General features: G+C 62.3%; 21 protein-coding genes. 17 read left to right on the top strand and 4 right to left on the bottom strand.

The window, feature by feature from the left end:
- Positions 1 to 15: 15 nt before the first annotated feature.
- From IB263_RS28565 to IB263_RS28520, 10 genes are all read left to right on the top strand, one after another.
- Entirely contained in the window at positions 16 to 366 is a 351-nt protein-coding gene (locus IB263_RS28565; protein WP_034796424.1) for an L-rhamnose mutarotase, read from the top strand.
- Positions 359 to 1,438, top strand: coding sequence for a Gfo/Idh/MocA family protein (locus tag IB263_RS28560; protein WP_110819235.1), 1,080 nt, complete (start codon positions 359 to 361; stop codon positions 1,436 to 1,438). The genes IB263_RS28565 and IB263_RS28560 overlap by 8 nt, the downstream gene beginning before the upstream one ends.
- Position 1,439: 1 nt before the next feature.
- Positions 1,440 to 1,886, top strand: a complete 447-nt coding sequence (locus IB263_RS28555; RefSeq protein WP_034796420.1) for a MaoC/PaaZ C-terminal domain-containing protein — start codon at positions 1,440 to 1,442, stop codon at positions 1,884 to 1,886.
- Between the two features lie 10 nt (positions 1,887 to 1,896).
- The gene (locus tag IB263_RS28550) at positions 1,897 to 2,631 is read left to right on the top strand and encodes an SDR family oxidoreductase (protein WP_060517918.1); all 735 of its coding nucleotides are present in this window, start codon (positions 1,897 to 1,899) and stop codon (positions 2,629 to 2,631) included.
- A gap of 25 nt (positions 2,632 to 2,656) precedes the next feature.
- Entirely contained in the window at positions 2,657 to 3,502 is an 846-nt protein-coding gene (locus IB263_RS28545) for a fumarylacetoacetate hydrolase family protein (protein ID WP_034796416.1), read from the top strand.
- 19 nt (positions 3,503 to 3,521) lie between these two features.
- Positions 3,522 to 4,799, top strand: coding sequence for an L-fuconate dehydratase (locus IB263_RS28540; RefSeq protein ID WP_112985055.1), 1,278 nt, complete (start codon positions 3,522 to 3,524; stop codon positions 4,797 to 4,799).
- 195 nt (positions 4,800 to 4,994) lie between these two features.
- Positions 4,995 to 5,972 (top strand): C4-dicarboxylate TRAP transporter substrate-binding protein, encoded by a 978-nt coding sequence (locus tag IB263_RS28535; protein ID WP_060517914.1) that lies wholly within the window; start codon positions 4,995 to 4,997, stop codon positions 5,970 to 5,972.
- A gap of 137 nt (positions 5,973 to 6,109) precedes the next feature.
- Complete coding sequence (locus tag IB263_RS28530; RefSeq protein WP_060518088.1) at positions 6,110 to 6,622, top strand: TRAP transporter small permease; 513 nt, start codon at positions 6,110 to 6,112, stop codon at positions 6,620 to 6,622.
- Positions 6,619 to 7,932 carry a TRAP transporter large permease gene (locus tag IB263_RS28525; RefSeq protein ID WP_060603769.1) on the top strand — a complete coding sequence of 438 codons (1,314 nt, stop codon included), beginning with the start codon at positions 6,619 to 6,621 and terminating at the stop codon, positions 7,930 to 7,932. Before IB263_RS28530 ends, IB263_RS28525 begins: the two co-directional genes overlap by 4 nt.
- Before the next feature lie 165 nt (positions 7,933 to 8,097).
- Positions 8,098 to 8,346, top strand: coding sequence for a WGR domain-containing protein (locus tag IB263_RS28520; protein WP_034796529.1), 249 nt, complete (start codon positions 8,098 to 8,100; stop codon positions 8,344 to 8,346).
- Between the two features lie 19 nt (positions 8,347 to 8,365).
- On the opposite strand, the gene IB263_RS28515 is transcribed toward IB263_RS28520, so the two are convergent.
- From IB263_RS28515 to IB263_RS28505, 3 genes are all read right to left on the bottom strand, one after another.
- Positions 8,366 to 8,872, bottom strand: a complete 507-nt coding sequence (locus IB263_RS28515; RefSeq protein WP_060517910.1) for an NUDIX hydrolase — start codon at positions 8,870 to 8,872, stop codon at positions 8,366 to 8,368.
- Positions 8,873 to 8,965: 93 nt separating this feature from the next.
- Entirely contained in the window at positions 8,966 to 10,549 is a 1,584-nt protein-coding gene (locus tag IB263_RS28510) for a Na+/H+ antiporter (protein ID WP_089045103.1), read from the bottom strand.
- A gap of 640 nt (positions 10,550 to 11,189) precedes the next feature.
- Complete coding sequence (locus tag IB263_RS28505) at positions 11,190 to 12,503, bottom strand: MFS transporter (RefSeq protein ID WP_112985056.1); 1,314 nt, start codon at positions 12,501 to 12,503, stop codon at positions 11,190 to 11,192.
- Positions 12,504 to 12,705: 202 nt separating this feature from the next.
- Between IB263_RS28505 and IB263_RS28500 the strand changes: the two genes are divergently transcribed.
- From IB263_RS28500 to IB263_RS28480, 5 genes are read left to right on the top strand one after another with little or no spacing between them, the layout of a single operon-like run.
- Complete coding sequence (locus IB263_RS28500) at positions 12,706 to 13,545, top strand: inositol monophosphatase (RefSeq protein ID WP_090298586.1); 840 nt, start codon at positions 12,706 to 12,708, stop codon at positions 13,543 to 13,545.
- A gap of 56 nt (positions 13,546 to 13,601) precedes the next feature.
- Complete coding sequence (locus tag IB263_RS28495; protein WP_029742776.1) at positions 13,602 to 14,222, top strand: dual specificity protein phosphatase; 621 nt, start codon at positions 13,602 to 13,604, stop codon at positions 14,220 to 14,222.
- Positions 14,215 to 15,915 carry a metallophosphoesterase gene (locus IB263_RS28490; RefSeq protein WP_112985057.1) on the top strand — a complete coding sequence of 567 codons (1,701 nt, stop codon included), beginning with the start codon at positions 14,215 to 14,217 and terminating at the stop codon, positions 15,913 to 15,915. The genes IB263_RS28495 and IB263_RS28490 overlap by 8 nt, the downstream gene beginning before the upstream one ends.
- Before the next feature lie 2 nt (positions 15,916 to 15,917).
- Positions 15,918 to 16,208, top strand: coding sequence for a MurR/RpiR family transcriptional regulator (locus tag IB263_RS28485; RefSeq protein ID WP_049810991.1), 291 nt, complete (start codon positions 15,918 to 15,920; stop codon positions 16,206 to 16,208).
- 20 nt (positions 16,209 to 16,228) lie between these two features.
- A complete protein-coding gene (locus IB263_RS28480) occupies positions 16,229 to 17,875 on the top strand; it encodes a Na/Pi cotransporter family protein (protein ID WP_034796400.1) in 1,647 nt (548 codons plus the stop codon).
- A gap of 10 nt (positions 17,876 to 17,885) precedes the next feature.
- Here IB263_RS28480 and IB263_RS28475 read toward each other — a convergent pair whose 3' ends face one another.
- A complete protein-coding gene (locus IB263_RS28475) occupies positions 17,886 to 18,875 on the bottom strand; it encodes a LacI family DNA-binding transcriptional regulator (protein WP_089045101.1) in 990 nt (329 codons plus the stop codon).
- A gap of 585 nt (positions 18,876 to 19,460) precedes the next feature.
- Between IB263_RS28475 and IB263_RS28470 the strand changes: the two genes are divergently transcribed.
- The gene (locus tag IB263_RS28470; RefSeq protein WP_029742781.1) at positions 19,461 to 21,311 is read left to right on the top strand and encodes an iron ABC transporter permease; all 1,851 of its coding nucleotides are present in this window, start codon (positions 19,461 to 19,463) and stop codon (positions 21,309 to 21,311) included.
- Positions 21,311 to 22,444 carry an ABC transporter ATP-binding protein gene (locus tag IB263_RS28465; RefSeq protein ID WP_090298573.1) on the top strand — a complete coding sequence of 378 codons (1,134 nt, stop codon included), beginning with the start codon at positions 21,311 to 21,313 and terminating at the stop codon, positions 22,442 to 22,444. Before IB263_RS28470 ends, IB263_RS28465 begins: the two co-directional genes overlap by 1 nt.
- The last annotated feature ends 5 nt before the right edge of the window (positions 22,445 to 22,449 follow it).

Here is a 22,449-nt window from a genome sequence, read left to right as displayed (position 1 = left end):
GATAGGGAGGTCATCATGCAGCGAATGGGAATGGTGATCGGTCTGGAGGCGTCCAAGGTCGCCGAATACAAGGCGTTGCACGCCGCCGTCTGGCCGGAGATCCTCGCGCTGATTTCCGAGTGCAACGTCACCAACTACTCGATCTTCCTCAAGGAGCCGGAAAACCTGCTCTTCGGCTACTGGGAGTATGTCGGCTCTGATTTTGAGGCGGACATGGCCAAGATGGCCGCACATCCGAAGAACCAGGAATGGTGGTCGGTCTGCATGCCCTGCCAGAAGCCGCTTGAAACGCGCCAGGAAGGCGAGTGGTGGGCGATGATGGAAGAGGTCTTCCATCACGACGGCAAGGTCTCCCACAATGGCTGAAAATTTCGATCCGGGCGCGCTCAGGCAGTGGTGGCCGAAACCGGCAAAGCCCCGGCCGATCGTGATCTTCGGCGCCGGCAGCATCGTCGGCGACGCACATCTGCCGGCTTATCGCCAGGCCGGCTTCCCAGTCGCGGGCCTTTATGATCCAGACCGGGAGAAGGCCGCGAAGCTTGCCGGCGCCTGGCGCATTCCCGCCTTCGAACGGGAAGAGGATGCGCTTGCGGTCGCTGATGCAATCTTTGATCTGGCGACCCCGCCGGCGGCCCATGCCGCCATCCTGGCGAAGCTTCCGATCGGCGCCGCTGCCCTCATCCAGAAGCCGATGGGCTCGGACCTTGAAGCCGCGACCGCCATTCTCGAGATCTGCCGGACGCGCAAACTGAAGGCAGCGGTCAATTTCCAGCTCCGCTTCGCGCCGATGATGCTGGCGCTGAAAGACGCGATCACCAAGGGATACCTCGGCGAGGTCGTCGATTTCGACGCCTGGCTTGCACTTGCTACGCCCTGGGGTCTGTGGCCCTTCTTGAAGGGCCTGCCGCGCATCGAGATCGCCATGCACTCGATCCACTATCTGGATCTCGTGCGCGGCCTGCTTGGCAATCCCTTGGGCGTCCATGCGAAGACGATCGGCCATCCGAACCATGAGGTCGCCCAGACACGGACGGCTGCGATCCTCGACTATGGCGACCGCGTGCGCTGCGTACTTTCGGTCAATCACGACCATGATTTCGGCCGCAAGTTCCAGGCCTGCGAGTTCCGCATCTCGGGCACGTCGGGTGCTGCTTATGTGAAACTCGGTGTCAACCTCGACTATCCCAAGGGCGAGCCCGACGAGCTCTGGATCCGGCCAACCGGGGCTGTCGAGTGGGTGTCGGTTCCGCTTGAAGGCGCCTGGTTCCCCGACGCCTTCGCCAACCGAATGGCCAATCTGCAGCGTTTCGCCTCCGGCGAAGACCCGGAGCTGATCGGCTCGGTGGAAGACGCCTGGCAGACAATGGCTCTCGTCGAGGCCGCCTATCAATCGAGTGCGTCGCCGGCAACGGCGATCGCGCCACTTCCGGGACGCTGAGATGTCGGAACAGATCATCCATTTCGAAGACTACGAGCTCGGCCATGAGCGCCTGACGACGGGCCGGACGATTACCGAAACCGACTTCGTCGTTCATGCCGGCCACACCGGCGATTTCTTTCCGCACCACATGGATGCGGAGTTCGCCAAGACCCTGCCGGGGGGCCAGCGCATCGCCCACGGCACCATGATCTTCTCGATCGGCGTCGGCCTTACGGCATCGCTGATCAATCCGGTTGCCTTTTCCTACGGCTATGATCGTCTGCGCTTCGTGCGCCCGGTTCATATCGGCGATACGATCCGTACCCGCGTGACGATCGCCGCCAAAGAGGACGATCCGAAGCGGCCGAAGGCGGGACGCATCGTCGAACGGTTAGAAGTCATCAACCAGCGTGGCGAGGTCGTTCTCGCCGCCGACCATATCCTGGTCGTTGAACGCAAAGCATGAGGGATCGAGAATGACAGCGGATCTTAAAGGCAAGGTCGTCCTGATTACGGCTGCGGCTCAAGGCATCGGCCGCGCTTCGGCTTTGGCCTTTGTGAAGGCCGGCGCAAAGGTGCACGCGACCGATATCAATACCGATGCGCTTGCGGCACTTGCAAAGGAAGCCGACGTCGAAACGCACCGGCTCGACGTTCTCGACACGCAAGCGGTCGAAGCGCTCGTGGCAGAGATCGGCGCCGTCGACGTCCTCTTCAACTGCGCCGGTTTCGTGCATGCCGGTTCGATCCTGGAGATGAAGGATAGCGATCTGGAGTTCGCGCTCGACCTCAACGTCAAGGCGATGATCCGCACCATTCGTGCGGTCCTTCCGGGCATGCTTGTCCGCAAGGACGGCGCGATCATCAACATGGCTTCGGTCGCTTCCAGCATCAAGGGCGTACCCAACCGGTTTGCCTACGGCGTCACCAAGGCCGCCGTCATCGGTCTCACAAAGGCCGTCGCAGCCGATTACGTGTCTGAGGGCGTTCGCTGCAACGCCATTTGCCCGGGCACCGTCGAAAGCCCGTCGCTGCAGGACCGCATGCGCGCCCAGGGAGACTATGAAACTGCGCGTGCCGCCTTTATCGCCCGCCAGCCAATGGGACGGCTCGGCACCCCGGAAGAGATCGCCGACCTTGCCGTCCATCTCGCGGGCGCCACCTATACGACCGGCCAGGCCTATGCCATCGATGGCGGCTGGACCATCTGACAACAGACAAGCAGGAAGCAGAGATATGAAACTTCTTCGTTACGGCCTCCCGGGCCAGGAAAAGCCGGGCATCCTCGATGCGAACGGCACCTTGCGTGATCTTTCCGGCCACGTCGCCGATTTCTCAGGTGCGGCGCTCGACCCGGACAAACTCGCCGAACTCGAGGCACTCGATCTCGCCGGCCTTCCGGCTGTCGACGGCAACCAGCGGCTCGGCCCTTGCGTGGCCGGTACCGGCAAGTTCATCTGCATCGGCCTCAACTACTCCGACCATGCCGCCGAGACGGGCGCCACGGTTCCCTCCGAACCGATCATCTTCATGAAGGCGACGTCGGCGATCGTTGGCCCGAATGACGACCTGATCATTCCGCGCGGCTCGGAGAAGACCGACTGGGAAGTGGAACTCGGCGTCGTCATCGGCCGCAAGGCCAAGTACGTCACCGAGGCGGAAGCACTCGACTATGTCGCCGGCTACTGCACCGTGCACGACGTCTCCGAACGCGCCTTCCAGATCGAGCGCCAGGGACAGTGGACCAAGGGCAAGTCCTGCGACACCTTTGGTCCGACAGGCCCGTGGCTGGTGACCAAGGACGAAGTGGCGGACCCGCAGAACCTGCCGATGTGGCTGAAGGTCAACGGCGAAACCATGCAGAACGGCTCGTCGAAGACCATGGTCTATGGCGTTGCCTACCTCGTCTCCTACCTGTCGCAGTTCATGTCGCTGCAGCCGGGCGACATCATCTCGACCGGCACGCCGCCCGGCGTCGGCATGGGCATGAAGCCGCCGCGTTACCTTAAGGCCGGCGACGTCGTCGAACTCGGCATCGAGGGCCTCGGCAGCCAGAAGCAGTCCGTGCGCGCGGACGATTGATCATAAGACTGGAGTGACCATGACCCGCATCACTGATCTGCGCGTCTTCGACCTGCGCTTTCCGACCTCGCAGAGCCTCGACGGTTCCGACGCGATGAACCCGGACCCGGACTATTCCGCGGCCTATGTCATCCTCGACACCGATCGGGAGGGACTTGCGGGCCATGGTCTCACCTTCACCATCGGCCGCGGCAACGACATTTGCTGCATGGCGATCAAGGCCATGCGGCATCTGATCGTCGGCCAGGAGACATCAGACATTCTCGCCCATCCCGGCCGGTTCTGGCGGCACCTGACCAGCGACAGCCAGCTGCGCTGGATCGGTCCGGAGAAAGGTGCGATGCATCTGGCGACCGGCGCCGTCGTCAACGCCGTCTGGGATCTCTTGGCCAAGGAGGCGGGCAAGCCCGTCTGGCGGCTGGTCGCCGACATGTCGCCGGAAGAGATCGCCGACATCGTCGACTACCGCTACATGACGGACGTGCTGACGCGTGACGAGGCGGTCGCAATCCTCAAGAAGGCCGAACCCGGCAAGGCTCAGCGCATCGCGACGCTCGAGAATGAAGGTTATGCCTGCTACACGACATCGGCCGGCTGGCTCGGTTATGACGACGATAAGCTCCGGCGTCTCGCCCAGGAGGCGATCGACGAAGGTTTCAACCATATCAAGATGAAGGTCGGCCGCGACCTTGCCGACGACATCCGGCGACTGACGATCGCGCGCGAGGTGATCGGCCCGGACCGCTACTTGATGATCGACGCCAACCAGGTCTGGGAGGTCGGCGAGGCGATCGACTGGGTCAAGCAGCTCGCTTTTGCCAAGCCCTTCTTCATCGAGGAGCCGACCAGCCCCGACGACGTTGCCGGTCACCGCAAGATCCGTGAGGCGATCGGACCGGTGAAGGTCGCAACCGGCGAGATGTGCCAGAACCGCATCATGTTCAAGCAGTTCATCGCCGAGGGCGCGATCGACATCGTCCAGATCGATAGTTGCCGGATGGGGGGCCTGAACGAGGTTCTGGCGGTGCTGCTCGTCGCCGCCAAATACGGGCTGCCGGTCTGGCCGCATGCCGGTGGCGTCGGCTTGTGCGAATATGTCCAGCATCTGTCGATGATCGACTATCTGGCGGTTTCCGGCACCAAGGATGGTCGCGTCATCGAATATGTCGACCATCTGCACGAACACTTCCTCGACCCCTGCGTGATCGCGAACGCCGCCTATATGCCGCCACAGCGGCCCGGGTTCTCGATCGAGATGAAGCCGCAGTCGATCGCCGACTACAGGTTCGGCGGTTAACGCAGAAGGTTTTATATAAGAATAACGGCTTCAAGATTCAAAAGCCGGAGCGATATAGAGCCGCTCCGGCTTTGTTGTTTCGTCCGATCATCGGTCAGTTTCGGCGCCCAGCCCTTGACGTGATGCGTTCATTTATGAATGATCTATTCATTCATTGTGAATTCCGGAGGGGAGTCCGGGAAGAGGAGGAAATTGATGAAGACCTTTGTTCTGGCTGCAGCCGTGGCTGCGCTGTCCTTTTGCGCCGTCGCCAACGCGCAGGAATACAGCCTGAGGTTCTCGACCTCGCAGGTGAATCCGAACGAGCCGATCGTCAAAGCCATGAAAACCTATGCCGAGCGTGTCGGCGAACGTTCGGGTGGCCGCATCGCCATCACGGTCATGACCGGCGACCAGCTCGGCGCGCAGAAGAAGGTCAACGAGATGGTCATGAGCGGCGCAAGTCTGCTCAGCGCCACCGACTATGGCCAGCTCGGCCAGTTCGTCCCGGATCTCTCCATTCTGGCCGGCCCCTATGTCTACCCCGATCTGGCGGCGACCGACCGTCTCTTCGCGTCGGACCTCTACAAGGAGCTCTCGGGCAAGCTTGAGGCGCAGGGCATCAAAATCATCATGCCGAACGGCCTCTTCGGTTATCGCCACATCATCGCCAACAAGCCGGTTCGCTCGCCGGCCGATCTCGCCGGCGTCACCATCCGCGTGCCTTCGTCGCCGATCATGATGGCGACCTTCGGCAATTATGGCGCACGGCCGACCGAACTGCCCTGGGGCGACGTCTACAACGCGCTTCAGACCGGCGTCGTCGATGCGGCCGAAGGCCCCTTCGGTTCGATCGCCGGCGCCAAGCTGAACGAAACCCGCAAGGTCATCTCCAAAACCGGCCACCAGATCATGTTCACCGCCTGGGTGGCATCGAGCCAATTCTTCAACGGCCTGCCGGAAGACCTGCAGAAAATCCTGCTCGAGGAAGGCCAGACGATCGCCAAGGAGCTGACCGAAATGACGCTCGAAACGGATGACGCCTACGCCAAGCAGCTTGCGGCTTCCGGCGTCGAGATCGTCACCGACATCGACATCCCGGCCTTTATCGAAGCCTCGCGCGCTGCCTACGAGAAAGTGCCAAACATCACGCCTGGCGTGTACGACCAGGTGCAAAGGGCGATGGCGCAGTAAGCAGGCAATTGCACGACGCGGCGATAGAGACGCCGCGTCGTGCTGGCGTCGGGCGCGTTCAGGATGCCGCGACAGAAAACCATCAGGCCGGCCCAAGCGCCGGCCCTGTTCCGCCTTTCAAAATGATTGGGGCCATCATGGAAACCTCACCTTCGCCGGAAGAGACCGCTCCTCTCTTCAGCCTGCGGCGCGCCGATGAAGCGGTCGGCGTTGCCGCCCTTCTCGTCATCGTCTTTTCGATCCTCTGGGGTGTCGTCAGCCGCTACATCTTCCCGCAGCCGGCTGCCTGGACCTACGAGCTGGCGATCATGGCTTTTGCCTACCTCGTGTTCTTCGGCGCCGTCGCCGGTGTTCGTCTCGGCACGCATGCGGCGATCGATGTCCTCGTCGCGGCGCTACCCAACGGCTGGCAGCAGGCGATCGCCTGGTTCAACTACCTGCTGCTGGCGCTATTCTTCATCGTCATGACCGTTCTCTTCGGCTGGCAGGCCTGGACTTCGCGGCACGTGCACACGATCGCGATGGATCTGTCTCGCAGCCTTTCCTACGGGCCGCTGGCGCTGGCTTCGGCCGGCATGTTCGTCCAGCACCTGATCGTCGAAAGGCCATGGACCGTTCGCCTGCACCGCAATGTGGAATCGCTGATATGACCCTTTTTCATCTTGCCGGCCCCTCGCTGCTGGTCGTCGTCCTCTTCCTCCTGTCGACGCCGATCACCTGGGCGATGGCGATCGGGGCGCTTGCCTTCTTCTTCATCAACATGGACATGATCCCGCTTGCCAACTTCGCACAGGAGATGGCCGAGGGCAGCCAGTCCGTGTCACTGCTGGCATTGCCGCTCTTCGTGCTTGCCGGCTGCATCATGAATGCATCGGGCATCACCCGGCGCCTGCTGACGCTCGCCGACGTGCTGGTCGGCCACATGACCGGCGCACTGGCGCAGATGTGTACGGTGCTCGGCACGCTTCTCGGCGGCCTGACAGCGTCTGCCAACGCCGACGCTGCGATGCTCGCAAAGACGCTCGGCGTCGAGATGTCGGAACGGGGCTATAGCCGTGCCTTCGCCGCGGTCATCACCTCGTCGGCGGCGATCATTACCAGCCTGATCCCGCCTTCGATCGGTCTCATCGTCTACGGCTTCCTCGCCGAAACCTCGATCGGCCGACTGTTTGCTGCAGGCGTCGTTCCCGGCCTCGTGCTTGCGGCAGGTCTGATGGTCACCACTTATTTCATCGCCCGCAAGCGTGGCTACAAGCCGCTCCGCAAGGAACGCGCCAGCAGGGCGGAGGCGAGCCGGGCGCTGATCGACGGCCTTTGGGCGCTGTCGATCCCGGTCGTCATCTTCGCCGGCACGCGCTACGGCATCTTCACCACCACCGAGGCCGGGGCGGTTGTCGTCGTCTATGTGCTCTTCGTCGCCATCTTCGGATACCGCGAGTTCACCTTCCGGCAAATCCCGGAGGTCCTGGCAGAAGCGGTGCGCGATTCCGCCGTGGTGATGATCATGATCTGCGCGGCCGCCTCCTTCGGCTTTTATCTCGCCTGGGAACAGGTGCCGCAGGCCATGTCCGGCTGGCTAGGTGACGCGACAGACAACCCGCTCCTCATGCTGCTCCTGATCAACGTTCTCCTCATCGTCATCGGCACGGCGATCGAAGGCTCGGCGGCGCTCATCATCCTCACCCCGATGCTGATCCCGATCATCGACGGCGTCGGTATCGACCGGGTGCATTTCGGCGTCGTCTTCATCACCAACCTGACGATCGCCGGCATCACGCCGCCGGTCGGCGGCCTGATGTACATCTCGTCGATGGTGTTGAAGGTACCGATGATGGCCTATGCGCGGGAGGTCCTGCCTTATCTCGCAATGATGATGGTGCTGCTGGTGATGCTCAGCATGTTTCCGCAGCTCTCGCTGTGGCTGCCGAACCTCGTCTACGGAACCGCGGCGGTTCAGTAGCGCGATCCAGAGCGGCTCCGGCGGCCTTTGACTTGGGCGCCAGACTAAGCCCTGGCACGTCGCTCCGACCCACCGTTGCGACAGATCACGAAAATGAATCGATCACCCCGGATCGATTCAAAACTCTCGTTGGACCTATGCGCGCCGATCGCCGAATCTTCGCGCATGACGATCGTTCAGCCCTACCAGATCTATGTCGAGCGAAGGGACGCGGCCAGAAACATGGCGCGCTACTACTCCATGCAGATCTCCATGTCCCTATTGGGCGAGGCGTGCCTGACGCGGCGCTGGGGACGGATCGGAAGTCACGGCCAGATGATGGTGCACCACTTCGCGCGGGAGGAGGAGGCGGTCAAACTCTTCCTCGAGCTAACGCGTAGCAAACGTCAGCGCGGCTATCGTCCGAGGATGTGATCCGGAAAGGTGCGCGACTTCACCGCGGCTTGAAGTCGACCAGAAGCGATTTGAGCTCGATTTCGCGGACGCGCCGCGCCGCTTCATCGGGGCTGACCCAGGCGACCAAACGCTCGCCTTTCTCCTTGTATTTTTCCGCCAGCTTGGTGACTTCGATCTGGAAGATGTCAACGATACAGGGCACCACGTCGCCGTCATCGAGCACCTTTAAGTAGGTGTAGCTGCCAATCGGCTTCTTGCGAACTTTCCCGCGAACACCGGCCTCCTGCAAGGCTTCGATCGCCGCGGCCTCGTGCGGTTCCTTCTGTTTCATCGGCCAGCCTTTTGGAATGAGCCAGCGGCCGCTGTCGCGCGACGTCACCACAAGGATCTCGATCGCGCCGTCAGGCACGTAACGATAGCAAAGTGCTGCACATTGCTGGCGAAACGAACCCGAAAACAGTTTCTCGGGCGAGGCAGCCAGCTTCTGCAACAGCGTCTTCGGTTTTGGTGGTTTCGGCGCCTTTGACTTCTTGATCGCTCTCAAGCTCCTCGATACTTGGCGCCAATTTGCGGACATCTAGGACATCCGCCCCTCATGTCAAAGGAGAAAATGGAAAGAAACGTTCCGGCAAGAGGCTCACGCCTTGGCAGATATTGCGCTCAATTCCTCAAGGTCGAGATCGCGCTCCAGTTCATGCAGCGTTTCATCGTCGATTTCGCCGGCGCGATGAAGCCGGATGAGTTCGCGCCGCCCGGTCGCGACCGCTTCGAGCACGACGTCGAAATGGGCGTGGAGGATCGGCGTGTAATGCTCCGTGCGCGCGGCATAGTCGACGATCGAAACCGCTCGGCGCTGATAGCGGTCCAGCAATTGCGGATGGATGAGATTGCCCGCCGCGTCATAGGCGCGGCTTTGAATGGTGATGAGCTGCGCCTGGGCCATCGCCGCCTCGGCCTGGCTTAGGGTGAGGGGTGCCTTTTCAGAGGAAGGCTCGACGAGCCTCGCCCAGGCGATCACCCGCCCGAGCGTCGTTCCCTGCATCAGCACCGTTCCAAGGATCACGGCAAAGGAGGTTACCAGGATGAAGTCCCGGCCGGGGAAGCCTTCGGGCACGCTCAGCGCAAGCGCGAGCGTTACCACGCCGCGAACGCCGGCCCAGGAAAGCACGGTCGCACCGCGCGCGCCGACCGGCGTGTAGCGCTTGAGCCCCAGCCTGTTGCCAAGCCAGATTGCGAAGTCGGAACCGAACACCCAGAAGAAGCGGGCGACGGTGAGCGCGAAGAGTACCATGAGGATCGGCCATCCCAAGGTCGCTGCAACGGTCTCGAACCCGCCGCCGCGCTCGACCACGCCGCGAAGCGACAGGCCGATCAGGATGAAAACCGCGGCCTCCATCAGGAAGACGATGACTGTCCAGAAGGCCGAGCCGCGCATACGGGTGGCGGCCGAGAGCACGGTGTGCTGGTGCCAACTGGCGACGAGGCCGGTGGTAACTGTCGCGATCACGCCTGAAACATGCAGGAACTCGCCGAGCAGGTAGGACGTCCAGGACAAAAGGGCCGTCGCGGCGATGATCAGGTACTCATCTCCGAGGCGGCGGGCAAGCAGCACCCACGCCGTACCGATGGCGAGGCCGACAAGGGCACCGCCGATCGCCAGCAGGAAGAAGTTGCCGACCGCCTCGCCGGCGCTAAATGCCCCGGTGACGCCGGCGGCGATCGCGAAGCGGAACAATACCAGTCCGCTTGCATCGTTGAGCAGGCTTTCGCCTTCGAGCAGGATCTGCAGCCGTCGCGGCAACTGCACGCGCTGCAGCACGGCCCGTGCCGAGACGGCGTCGGGCGGCGAGACGATCGCCCCGAGTGCGGCGCATGCGGCCCAAGGCAGGGACGGGAAGATGAGGTGCGTCACGACGGCAACGACGGCCGCGGTAAAAAACACTGCGCCGATCGCAAGCGAGGCGATGCCGATCAGGTGACGGCGCAGGCGGCCGACCGCGATCGTCCAGGCGCCGTCGAGGAGCAGCGGCGGCAAGAAGATGACGAGCACCAGCTCCGGGTCGACCGCGATGGCCGGCAGCCCCGGAATGAAGGCGAGCATCGCGCCACCGCTAAGAAGCGCCACCGACGGCGGCAGGCCGAGCCGATGCGCGACGTAGTGCAGCGCGATGATCGCGACAAACATGCCGATCACCAGTTCGAACAGATGTATCGGCTCCACCGGTCTCCCGCCTCCATCGCTCAATGACGCGGCCCATTACAGAACACGTTTTTTCGAAACGCAATTGCGCGTGCAGCAACAGTGGCGTGGAGCCTTGCCGAAGGTGAAGGGTCGCAGAAAAGAAAAAAAGGCCAGCGGAAGACCGCGGCCCATAAAGGTGTGAAGGTCAAAAACCTCCAGAGGGGAACAGCTGCTGCGGCGGACTGGGAGGAGACCCGCCATGTGCATCAGCTGTGTGCTTTATGCCTGATTTTTGACCAGCTGGAAAACATTTATTGTGCAATGCAGCTATGCATAAACGCACGACGTGCGCCGCGGTCGTCGGCCGGAACTGCCAAACGGTGCCAAAATGAGCGTTCTGTGGGAGGAGGGGACGCCGCCAAGGACCCCCGTCCGGGCGGACAATCGGGACCGGCACACGTGCCGGCCCCGATGAGATAGTTGCTACACTAACGGTCGTGAGCTTGACCGCACAGCCATTTTACGAGCGCTTTTACGATCGAACAGCCGGCAACCCGACTTCCGGCCTTGTCCGCAGCCGGTCCACAGGTTGTTCACAGGGAAAGGAGGCGCTAACGCGTTGAAACGCAGTTCAGTTTTCCAAACTGTGAGCTACTGCCCCTGAAAAGAATGCACCGTATCAGGTCAGCGATACCTTACGGGTTTCCGCATCGATCATCGCAGCGGCGATCGCCGCCACAAGCAGCAAGCCTGCAAAGGTGCCGATCGCTAGGCCGAAGCCCTTCGCCACCAGCAATCCGATGAGCGAAGGCGCAAGCAGGCCACCGAGCCGAGCCATGCCGCCGGCCGCCCCCATGCCGGTCGCGCGCGAGGCGGTCGGATAGAGTTCCGGCGTATAGGCATAGAGTGCGCCCCATGTGCCGAGCAGTGCAAAGCTCATGATCAGGAGCGCAGCAGCAACGACCAAGGCCGCATCCGCCACGACGAACAACAGGCAACTGAGGGCGGAGAGCAGGCAGAAACCGACCAGCGTCGGGCGCCGTCCCCACTTCTCGACGCCGTAGGCGGCAAGCGCATAGCCCGGGATCTGCGCCAGAGCGATGAGAACGAGGAACCCATAGCCACGCACGAAGCCGAAGCCTTCTCCCGCAAGCCGCGGCGGCATCCAGGTAAAGACGCCATAGTAGGAGACCGAGACGAGGAACCAGACCGAAAGGATCAGAAGGCTGCGGCGACGCAAGTCCTTCGAAAAGATACTGATATCGGCGGTCGGTACAGGCAGGGCGATCGATACGGTCGGCTCGAGTTGCGGTCGAGCGTTGGCTGCCAGCATTCGATCGACGATCGCCTTGGCCGCCTCCACCTTGCCGGCGCGCAACAGGTAAAGCGGCGATTCCGGCACGAGAAAGCGTAGTCCGACGCCAATGACTGCCGGAATGGCCGTGACGGCAAAGATGTAGCGCCATCCGTCCGTAAGGCCGGCAAGAGCGATGAGCCATGCCGCCAGTGCCACGATCAGCGTGCCCACGGCCCAGAAGCCTTCGAGCATGACCAGCCATCGCCCGCGGCTGCGCGCCGGCAGGAATTCCGACATCATCGCATAATCGACGGGAAGTGTGCCGCCGACCGCAGCGCCGGTGAGGAAGCGCAGGACAAGCAGGACCACGAAATTCGGAGCGAAGATCGACAGAATGCCGAAGACCGCGTCGCAGGCAACGGTTACGATCAGGACCCGGCGCCGGCCGATCCGATCGGCAAGCCTGCCGAAGCCGACGGCGCCGATCAGCATGCCCAGGAAAAACAGCGTGCCCGTCTGCAACGCTTGGGGAACCGTCAGCCCGAATGTTGCGGCAATGGAGGCGGCGGTGAACCCGACGGCGAGCACCTGCATGGCATCGGCCGTCCAAACCAGGCCGAATATGCCCATCAGGCGCCGCTGATAGGGGCCCGTGCCCGCCCGGTCGAGCGCTTCCTGTATCGTGATCGTCGTCATTCGACCCTGCCTTGAGATTCGACATGTGGACACTACGTCGACCGCGCCTGCTTGAATATTGCAGAAATGCCGCAGATGTCCGGCTGAGTGCGGCCGCGACGATCGACCAATCTTCCAGGCACCTGGCACGGACCGGCAATTTCGACTTGCGCGACATGCACACGCGTGCAAATATGCACGCGTGTGCAATGGAGTTTCGCCGATGAACGATCACAAGCCGCGCTATTCGAGCGACCTTTCGGGGCGGGCCCTGTTGTGTCGGGATGTCATTCGCTCTGCCGGCGCTCTGGTGCTCGACGGCTTCAAGGCAAGTGCCGAGCGTGGCTTTTCCCTAAAGGGCCCGCAGGATTTTCTGACGGAAACCGATGCGGCCTCCGAGGCCCATATTCGCGACGCAATTGCCACCCATTTTCCGGCCGATGCGTTCCTGGGCGAGGAGGGCGGCGGGACCGTTGCCGATCGCGTCTGGGTAGTCGATCCCGTCGACGGCACGGCAAACTTCGCTCGCGGAATCCCGCACTTCTGCATCTCCATAACTTATGTCGAACACGGACGCGCAGAGATCGGCGCAATCTACAATCCGGCCCACGACGAACTTTATTTCTGCCGCCGGGGAGAAGGTGCAACGCTCAACGGCAAGGTCATCACGGTCTCGTCGACGGCGACCTTCGATGCCGCGTCGGTCGAAATGGGCTGGTCGCGGCGGGTGCCGGACGAGACCTATCTGGAGACGATGCGGCAGATGCTGGAGAAGGGCGCCAATGTGCGGCGCGGCGCTTCGGGAGCACTTGCGCTCGCTTATGTCGCCGATGGGCGCTCGGACGCCTATGTCGAGCTGCACATGAACTCGTGGGATTGCCTTGCCGGACTGTTGCTCGTTGCCGAGGCGGGCGGCGCCGTGTGTCCCTTCATGGAAATAGGCAGCCTGCTCGACGGCGGGCCGGTGCTCGCATCGACGCCGGCGATTGCCGGCGGCGTAAGTGTGGCTTCAGGCATCCCGGTCCAAAAAAGGGAGCAAGCCGCCAAGCTCCAGCTGGCCTGAAACCGCGGTAGCCTGAACACGCATGCCACCCGTTCGCATAAACAAGGGGAAATCCAATGGACGCACCGGTCTATACCCGGCCCGCTATCAGTCTGATCGCCAGAGAACTCGGGCCCCACAGCGCCGATCTCTATATCGGCGGCAGTGACGGCGCGCGTGACCTGGACCTGCTCAAGCGTCACGGGATCTCCATTGTCGTCAATTGCGCGATCAACCTGGACATCAACCTCGTGCGCGAAGAAGAAGTCAGCATCAATGATGATCTTTGTGCAAGCGGCTATGCGGCCGTCCGCTATTACAAGCTCGGCATGATCGACGGTGATGGCAGCCCCGACACGATGATGCTCGGTGCCTACTACATTCTCGACGGCGCGCTACGCCAGACGATGCCGAAGCGCGCAACCTACCCCTTCGCCGATGGCGGCAACATCCTCGTCAATTGCCGCGGCGGACGCAGCCGCTCGGTGTCGCTGGTGGCGCTGTTCCTGCACAAGCAGCAGCCGCATCTGTTTCCCACACTCGACGCGGCCGTCGCCCACATCCGCGAACATCGCGAACTGCGGCCGGATGAATGGTTCGAGACGCCGAAGCCCATGCTCTATGAGGCAGCGCGCCGCGCTTCGGCCTGGATCGACCTCGTCGAGGCCTCCCGTCTGGAGGTGAAGGCCGATGTCTGATTTGCCTCGGATCGCCATCATCGCCGACGCCCATTTCCATGATCTTGAAGGCGATTTCGAGTTCCCGCGGATAGAGATCGACGGCGAAAAACTGGCCGTCAGAAGCTGGACCGACACGCGCGAATCTACCCGCGTCTTCAACGAAAGTGCCAAGGCGCTGGACGAGACCTTGGCGGAGGTCGCGCGCCGCGGCATCCGTCACGTCGTCCTTTTGGGCGACTACACGGACGACGGGCAAAGACAGACAACGGCGCGCCTGCGCACCATTCTTGATGGGCACGAGAGCACTCATGGCACGCGCTTTTATGCGCTTCCGGGCAACCACGACATCTTCGGGCCCAAGGGGCGACACCACACCAAACAATTTCTTGATCGGAACGACGTGAGGGTCCTCGTCACGAGCGACGTAGGAAAGGCAGCCCCCGGCAGCCACGCAACGCCGCGCATGTATTGCGAGGGATATCCGACGGGCCTTGCCCCTGTGGCTACCCATGGGTACTTCCGACGGCCGGACTATCTTCATTGGGAAACCCCGTTCGGGGCGTCTGACCGCGTCGAGGATCGGCTCTACCCGGTCTCGTCTCCGGACGGCCGGAATGGCTACCGGCTGATGGATGCCTCCTATCTGGTCGAGCCCGAGCCGGGTCTCTGGCTGCTGATGATCGACGCCAACGTCTTCGAACCACGCGACGGCCTGTTTGAGGAGGGCGATGAAGCCGCTTTCGTCGACAGCACCGGCGCGGGCTGGAACGCGCTTATCAGGCTGAAACCGTTCATCGTCGACTGGATTGCCGACGTGTCCGCGCGCGCAACAAAACTCGGAAAAACGCTGCTCGCATTCTCGCATTATCCGGTGCTCGATCCCTTCGATGGCGCAACGGGAGCCGAAAGCGTTCTCTTCGGCGAGACCAATATTGCCCGCAGGACACCACAGCAGGCGGTCGCAGATGCACTGATGACCGCCGGCATGACGCTGCATTTTAGCGGGCACCTGCATGTCGAAGGCGTTACGCGCCGCGCGCGCGGCTGCCGCTCGCTGATCAATGTCGCCGTGCCGTCGCTCGTGGCCTTTCCGCCGGCCTTCAAGATCGTCGAACCGTCTCAATCGGCGTCGTCCATCGAAACCGTCGAACTGTCCGCGATGGCCGTCGATCCACGCGTGCTGCGCGCCTATCGTCGCGAAGCGGTGCGAGCCGGCGAATATCCGGACCCAGCCTTTGCCGCGGCGGATTACGGTTCCTTCCTGAAGGCACACAAGCGTGCCCTGGTCCAGCATCGCTATTTTCCGAAGGAATGGCCCGGAGATATCGTCAACGAAATATCCGGGCTTTCGATCGCTGCGGTCTGCAAGTTGATGCCCGACGCCGGCGCCATGACGAGCGCTTCCGGGCAAGGAGCGATCGCCATCTCTGAGGACGCCGCCAGCCTCGACATGATCGAGGTGATCGCCGATTGGTATTGCCTGCGCCAGGCCGGCGTCCTTGCTCTTGACAAGATACCTGAGCGGCGCCGCGCGCTTTATCGCCTGCTCGCCAAACACTTCGGCCGTCCGCCCGGGACCGGCTGGGACGGATCGACATCAGGCTTCCTGGCGATCTTCTTCGGGGCCTTCGACGCCTTCCTCGATCGTGCCGAAGCGGGAAGCCTGCACATCCGCATCGAGAGCACCTCCGACACGGAAGAGGCTGCCTGACCATGGACCAGTTGCTCTCCACGGCCTCTTCCTCCGCGCCGCCGGCGACTTTCATCGAGTTGCGGGAATCTTGCCGTCTGGGCCGACGTCATCTGAAGGGTGGGCGCCTGGAAGTGGCCAAGTTCGTGCTTGCCCATCCGTACGACGTCGCCTTTGCGAGCGCACGGGAAGTGGCCGTGCGCAGCGGTGTCTCGACGACGACAGTCATGCGGCTCGTCAGCGACCTCGGCTTTGAGACCTATGCATCCTTTCAGCAACTCTTTCGAGCGGAGTTGCTGCGCGGCCGGCAATAAGCAGCATTGGGGAGGGGGCCATGAGCACTGCGATCGTCAGCATCAACCTCTTCGGCGCGGTGGCGCTCCTCCTGTTCGGCCTTGGTCAGGTGCGCGACGGCATGCAACGCGCTTTTGGTGCCCGTCTGAAAGCCGGACTGGCGGCCGGGACGCGTGACGGTCTTCGTTCGTTTTTCAGTGGCCTCGTCGCAACCATCGCCCTCCAGAGCTCCACCGCCACCGCTCTCATGGTCGCGTCCTTCGTCGAGCGTGATCTCATCGTGCCGCGCATGGCGCAGATCGTGCTGCTCGGCGCCAACGTCGGCACGGCGATGACGGCCTGGATCGTGGCTTTGGGGCTCGGCTGGCTCTCACCGCTCTTGCTGCTTTGCGGTTTCGTTGTCGGGCGCGGCAGCTCGAGCACGCGCAAGGGATCAGGCGCAGCGCTCGTCGGCATCGGGCTGATGTTGCTATCGCTGCATCTGATTGGCGGTGCGACCGAACCGCTGCGGACCTCTGCCGCCCTTTCGGCTTTCTTCGGGATGCTCGACAATGCCTGGCCGGTGGCGCTCGTCATCTCGGCAGGACTCGCAGCGCTCGCGTCATCGAGCCTGACAGTCGTGGTGCTGATCCTGTCTCTTGCAACATCCGCCAGCCTTTCGACCGGCCCGCTCATCGCCCTCGTTCTGGGAGCCAATCTCGGCGGTGCTGTGCCCCCGGTTCTAGCCACATTCAAGGCTGCGGCGAGCGCCAGGCGGGTTGCCCTTGGCAACCTGATCGTGCGTGCCGTCGGCTGCCTGGCCGCTCTGGCGCTCGCCGGGTACATCGCCCCGCATATCGACTGGTCGCCTGTCTCACGCGGCAATCTGCCGGTTGATGTGCATCTCGCCTTCAATCTCGCACTGGCGCTTCTGGCGGCTCCCCTCGCTCGGCCTCTATCCCGCCTGACCATGCGCCTGTTGCCGGACGAGCCAAAGGCGACGGACGGCCCGCTTTTCCTTGAACAGAACGATCTCGGCACGCCGGTCGCAGCGCTTGCCGGCGCAAGTCGGGAAGTGCTCGGCGTCGGCGACCTGGTCGAGCGCATGCTGGTCGAAGCAAACGACGCCCTGCAGCAGACGGACCCTTCCAGGCTTGCTGCGATCAGCACGCTTGAAGGGCGCGTGGATCGCGTGCAACACGAGATCAAGGTTTACGTCTCGCGCGTCGGCCAGTCCGAAATCGCCGAGGAACAGCGCCGCCACGCCATGGATATCGTCGACTATGCCATCAACCTCGAGCATATCGGCGACATCATCGAGAAGGGGCTCCTTGCCGAACTTGCAAAGAAGATCGCCCGCGGCCTGGCTTTCTCCTCCGATGGCCACGAGGAACTGTCGCGTCTCTTCGCCATCACGATCGACAATCTGCGCATGGCCCAGGCCGTGTTTGCCACGCGTGACAACGCGATGGCGCGGCGCCTGGTAGAAGCCAAGGAAGATGTCCGCAGGCTGGAGCGGCAGTCGGCTGAGCGGCATCTGCAGCGCCTGCGCGATGGTCGCGCCGAAAGCATCGAAACCAGCTCGCTCCATCTCGACATGCTGCGCGATCTCAAACGCATCAATGCACACATCGCAACCGTCGCGCACCCCATCCTTGATCAGAGCGGGTTGTTGATCGACAGCCGTATCCGGCCGGCGGCCACTTGAGCATTCCGGTCTAGCGTCGGGCGGTCTTGCGCTCGACCATCGTGACGGGAACGACCTGAAGTCGCGTTTCCATCTCGTCGGCTTCCAGCGCTTCGAGAACATGCTCCGTCAGAGCGGAGAAGGACTGCGCAACGGTGGTGAGTTCGTAGCTCTTCCACCCTGCCTGCGGAATATCGTCGAAGCCGACGACGGAAAGATCGGCCGGCACGCGGCGGTGCATTTCGGTGCGGGCAGCGTCGAGAAAGCCGAGAGCCAAGAGATCGGTAACGCAAAACGCGCCGTCGATCGCCTCGTCGCCGAGCACCTCGCAGCCAGCCTGGTAACCGCTTTCATAACTCGTGGTACCGCCCGACCAGGCGACCACCTCGACCCCGGCGGTCGCCATTTTCTTTTTGAACGCAGTGGTGCGGCGCACCTGAGCAGGGGTTTGGCTGCCACTCGAGATCACCGCAACCTTCTTGCAGCCCGCCTCGATCAGGCGCAGTGCTGCAAGGTCCGCACCGCGGGAATCGTCGCTCAGCACCATGCTGGTATCGGTGCGATCGATTTTCTGGTTGATCAGGATCAGGCGCACGCCGTTGGCAATGCACTGGTCGACGATCGATTCCGGCGGCTCTCCGGAAAGAACGATGATCGCTTGCGCCCGGAATTCGAACAGTAGCTCGATCAGCGGCGCGATATCCTTTCGCGCATCCGCGGCATTGAGCAACAGGCATTGCAGACCGCGACGCAACAGGCCGATGCTCAAGAGATCGAGCTGTTTTGCATGGAAGGGTGCGCTGAGATTGGCACCGACGACCCCGATGAGATTGGAGCGGTCGTTGTTCAGTCCTTGCGCCAGCCGGTTGACCCGGTAACCGAGCTCCCGGGCGGCTTTGAGAACCTTGCGCCGCACAGCCTGGGATACGCTGGCTCCGGGCGTAAAGGTTCGCGAGACCGCCGAGCGTGAGACGCCCGCGCGTTTTGCAACCTCTTCGGCCGTCACAAAGCCCCTCGCCATGCCTTTCTCCTGCAGAATCAGATGCTTTTCATCAGGGCCACAAAAGCAGCCCCATTCCAACGAAAAAGTTCGAGCCTACCCGCTCGGTGAACCAGCAGATGATGCCGGTGAACGGTCGCCATCGCTCCGTCTATATCGGCTATTTCTCCCCGCTGAAGTCATTCGCCCAACCTCAATGATCACGTGTTCCAAAAACAATACATCATTGTCACAAAAGAGTCATCAAAAACAACGGCTTATATCATTGCGCACGTGTGCATTTTTTTGTTGACAATGGCGCCTCACCATTGGATCATACGTTCCATAGACAGAGCTGGATTGGAATTTTTGTTCTGTCTATGTTCGTGGTGACGGCGGCGCGGTTGAGGAGCTTGCGCCGACATCTGGCAAGCGCTTGCGCCTGCCCTGCGAACGGGGAGGATTGAATAACCGACAGCCGCGCCTTTTGCGTCATTGAGCGGCTTCTTGCGTAGGTCAGCGCCACGCCCTGGCGGCTGATTTCTATTCCCCGTTGGCACTTTGAAAGTTCCGCCCGGCATCGATCGCCGGGGCAGGCAGCGCATGTTGAGTTCCAAGGGGAAGAGCATGGCCTTATTGAGTGAGACAGCCAAAGCGGCAACATTGCCCGGCAGCGCAATGGCGCCGACGGCATGGCAGCGCTGGCGCTATCGGATGAAGGTCGCGTCGCGGGAGCCGACGACGCTGATCGGCGTCCTGACGGCACTTCTCTTTACCTATCTCATCGTCGTGCCGATCATCTCGATCGTGCTCGATTCCGTGCGCGTCCAATTCGGCCACGAGCGGCGGCTCGGCAAGGACTTTGGTGAGCTTACGCTCTACTACCTTGATCGAGCCTTCCTGTCGCCGGTCTCGGTCGATCTTTTCTGGCGGCCGCTCTTCAACACGCTATCGGTTGCGCTCGGAGCGATCAGCCTGTCTTTGTTGATCGGTACGGTGCTCGCCTGGTTGATCAGCCGGACAGACATGTTCGGACGGCGCTGGTTCGCAACAGCGCTGATCGTGCCCTACATGCTGCCGGCCTGGACCTTTGCGCTTGCCTGGACAACGCTCTTCAAGAACCGCACGGTCGGCGGCCAGCCGGGCTGGTTCGAGGCCATGGGGCTAACGCCGCCCGACTGGGTCGCCTATGGGCGCTTCCCGATCATCGTGATCCTGGCGCTACATTATACGCCTTTTGTCATCCTGCTGTTTGGCTCTGCCCTTCGTCGATTCGATTCCCAGCTCGAAGATTCCGCCCGTATCCTTGGAGCCAAGCGCTACCAGGTGGCGATGCAGATCATCCTGCCGCTGATGCGTCCCGCACTTTTGTCCTCGATGGTGCTGATCTTCGCCAAGTGCCTCGGCGAGTTTGGCGTGCCCTATGTGCTCGGCCTGCCGGTCAAGTTCGAAGTGCTTTCCACCTCGCTCTTTCGCAGCATCGCGTCGCGCCAGACCGGCGTTGCCGGTGTCGTCGCGGCCTCGATCATGCTGATCGGCATCGTCACCCTGATGATCGATGCGCGTCTTGTTCGTGAAGCCCGGCGCTTCGTTACTGTTGGCTCGAAGGGTTCGATGAACCGCCAGAGCCGGCTCGGCAAGTACCGTCTGCCGGCGACCGGTTTTGCCGCACTTATCTTTCTCTTGAGCGTCGGACTGCCGCTTCTGACCCTGTTCCTCTCCACCATTATGAAGCTGCCGGCGCAGTTCACGCTCGACAATTTCACGCTCGACTACTGGATCGGCCGTGATCTCCACACGGTGGCACTGCAGACTGGGGTCCTCTTAAGCCCCGATCTATGGGCGGCTGCAAAAAACACGCTCGTCATCGTCGGCCTTGCGTCCTTGACCTCGGGCATTCTCGGACTTCTTGTCGGCTATGTGGTCATCCGCACGCCGGTGAAGGTCCTGTCGGTCTATCTGCGGCAGGTCACCTTCTTGCCCTATCTGGTGCCGGGTATCGCCTTTGCCGCCGCCTATCTGTCGCTCTTCGCCGTGCCACGCGGACCGATGCCAGCCCTCTATGGTACCGTCACCATCCTGGTCCTGGCGCTGATCGCCGACCAGATGCCTTACGCCTCGCGCGCCGGTATCTCGGCCATGACCCAGCTTGGCAAGGATCCGGAAGAGGCAGCCCAGATTTCCGGCGCAGGCTGGTTCCGGCGGATGATGTTGATCGTCATTCCGATCCAGAAGGGCTCGCTGGTAACAGGCGTGCTGCTGCCCTTCATCTCGGGCATCAAGGGCCTGAGCCTCTTCGTCATCCTCGCCGTGCCGAGCACCGATGTTCTGACCACCTATTCGCTCCGGCTCGTCGACTACCACTACACGCAAGCCGCCAATGCCGTCGTGCTGATCATCGCGGCGATCGCCTATCTCGGAACCCTGGCAGCCCAGAAGCTGACCAAGACCAATCTCGCAGAAGGACTCGGAAGCTGATGCCCACCATCAATCTCAGCGGCGCCCAGAAGAACTACGGCGTCAATTCCGCCAATGCCGTCTCGAACCTCGATCTCGAAATCCGCGACGGCGAGTTCATGTGCCTTCTTGGACCCTCTGGCTGCGGCAAGACCACGACGCTGCGCATGATCGCCGGCCTCGAAAACCTCTCGGACGGCGAGATCCGCATCGGAGAGCGGGTGGTCGACTCGGTCAGGGCAGGCGTGTTCATCCCGCCGGAAAAGCGTGAGATGGGGTTGGTATTCCAGAGTTACGCGCTCTGGCCGCACCTGACAATCGAACGCAACACCGACTTCGGTCTGAGGCTGCGCAAACTGCCGAAGGAAGAGCGTGAAATGCGCGTCGAGAAAGTGATGCAGGCGCTCGACATCGCTAAGTACCGCGACCGCTACCCGTCGCAGCTCTCGGGCGGCCAGCAGCAGCGCGTGGCGCTCGCCCGCATGCTGGCGGTCAATCCAGGCGTTCTGTTGCTCGACGAACCGCTGTCGAACCTCGACGCCCGGCTCCGGCTCGAGATGCGCGCCGAGCTCAAACGTATCCACAAGGAGTTCAAGACGACCATCGTCTTCGTCACCCACGACCAGTGGGAGGCAATGACGCTGGCAACGACGATCGCCGTCATGAACGAGGGCACGCTGCAGCAGATGGGCACGCCCAACGATATCTATGATCGCCCGGCCAATCGCTTCGTCGCGGAATTCGTCGGTAGCCCGCCGATCAACATCCTGAACTTCGGATCGGCCGCCGCCTCTGAGCTGTCGCGCGCAGCCGAGGCCTATCTTGGCATGCGCCACCCGTCGTTGCGCGGCATTGGCTCGATCGGCATCCGACCGGAAGCGATCGGCTATTCGGTCAAAACCAACGATGTGCCGGCCGGCAGCTTCTCCGGCGAAATGACAGTGACAGGCGTCCTGCCGACCGGCGGCAGCTGGATCCTGGAGCTCAGGAACGGCAGCGACACGCTGTTCTTGACGACCAATGCCCTGCCGCGCGTCGAGACCGGAACGAGGGTTTCGTTCTTTGCGCCGCCTGAGGCACTGCACGTTTTTAACAAGGACGGCCAGCGGATCGCCGAAGCGGACGCGCTGCTGCGCAAGTCCACGCTGAACTAAGGCGC

The organism is Ensifer sp. ENS03, assembly GCF_014852035.1.
In the GTDB taxonomy this organism is placed as follows: Bacteria; Pseudomonadota; Alphaproteobacteria; order Rhizobiales; family Rhizobiaceae; genus Ensifer; species Ensifer adhaerens.
Note: the sequence above shows the minus strand (reverse complement) of the source record. Positions and strands in the feature narration are given on the sequence as shown.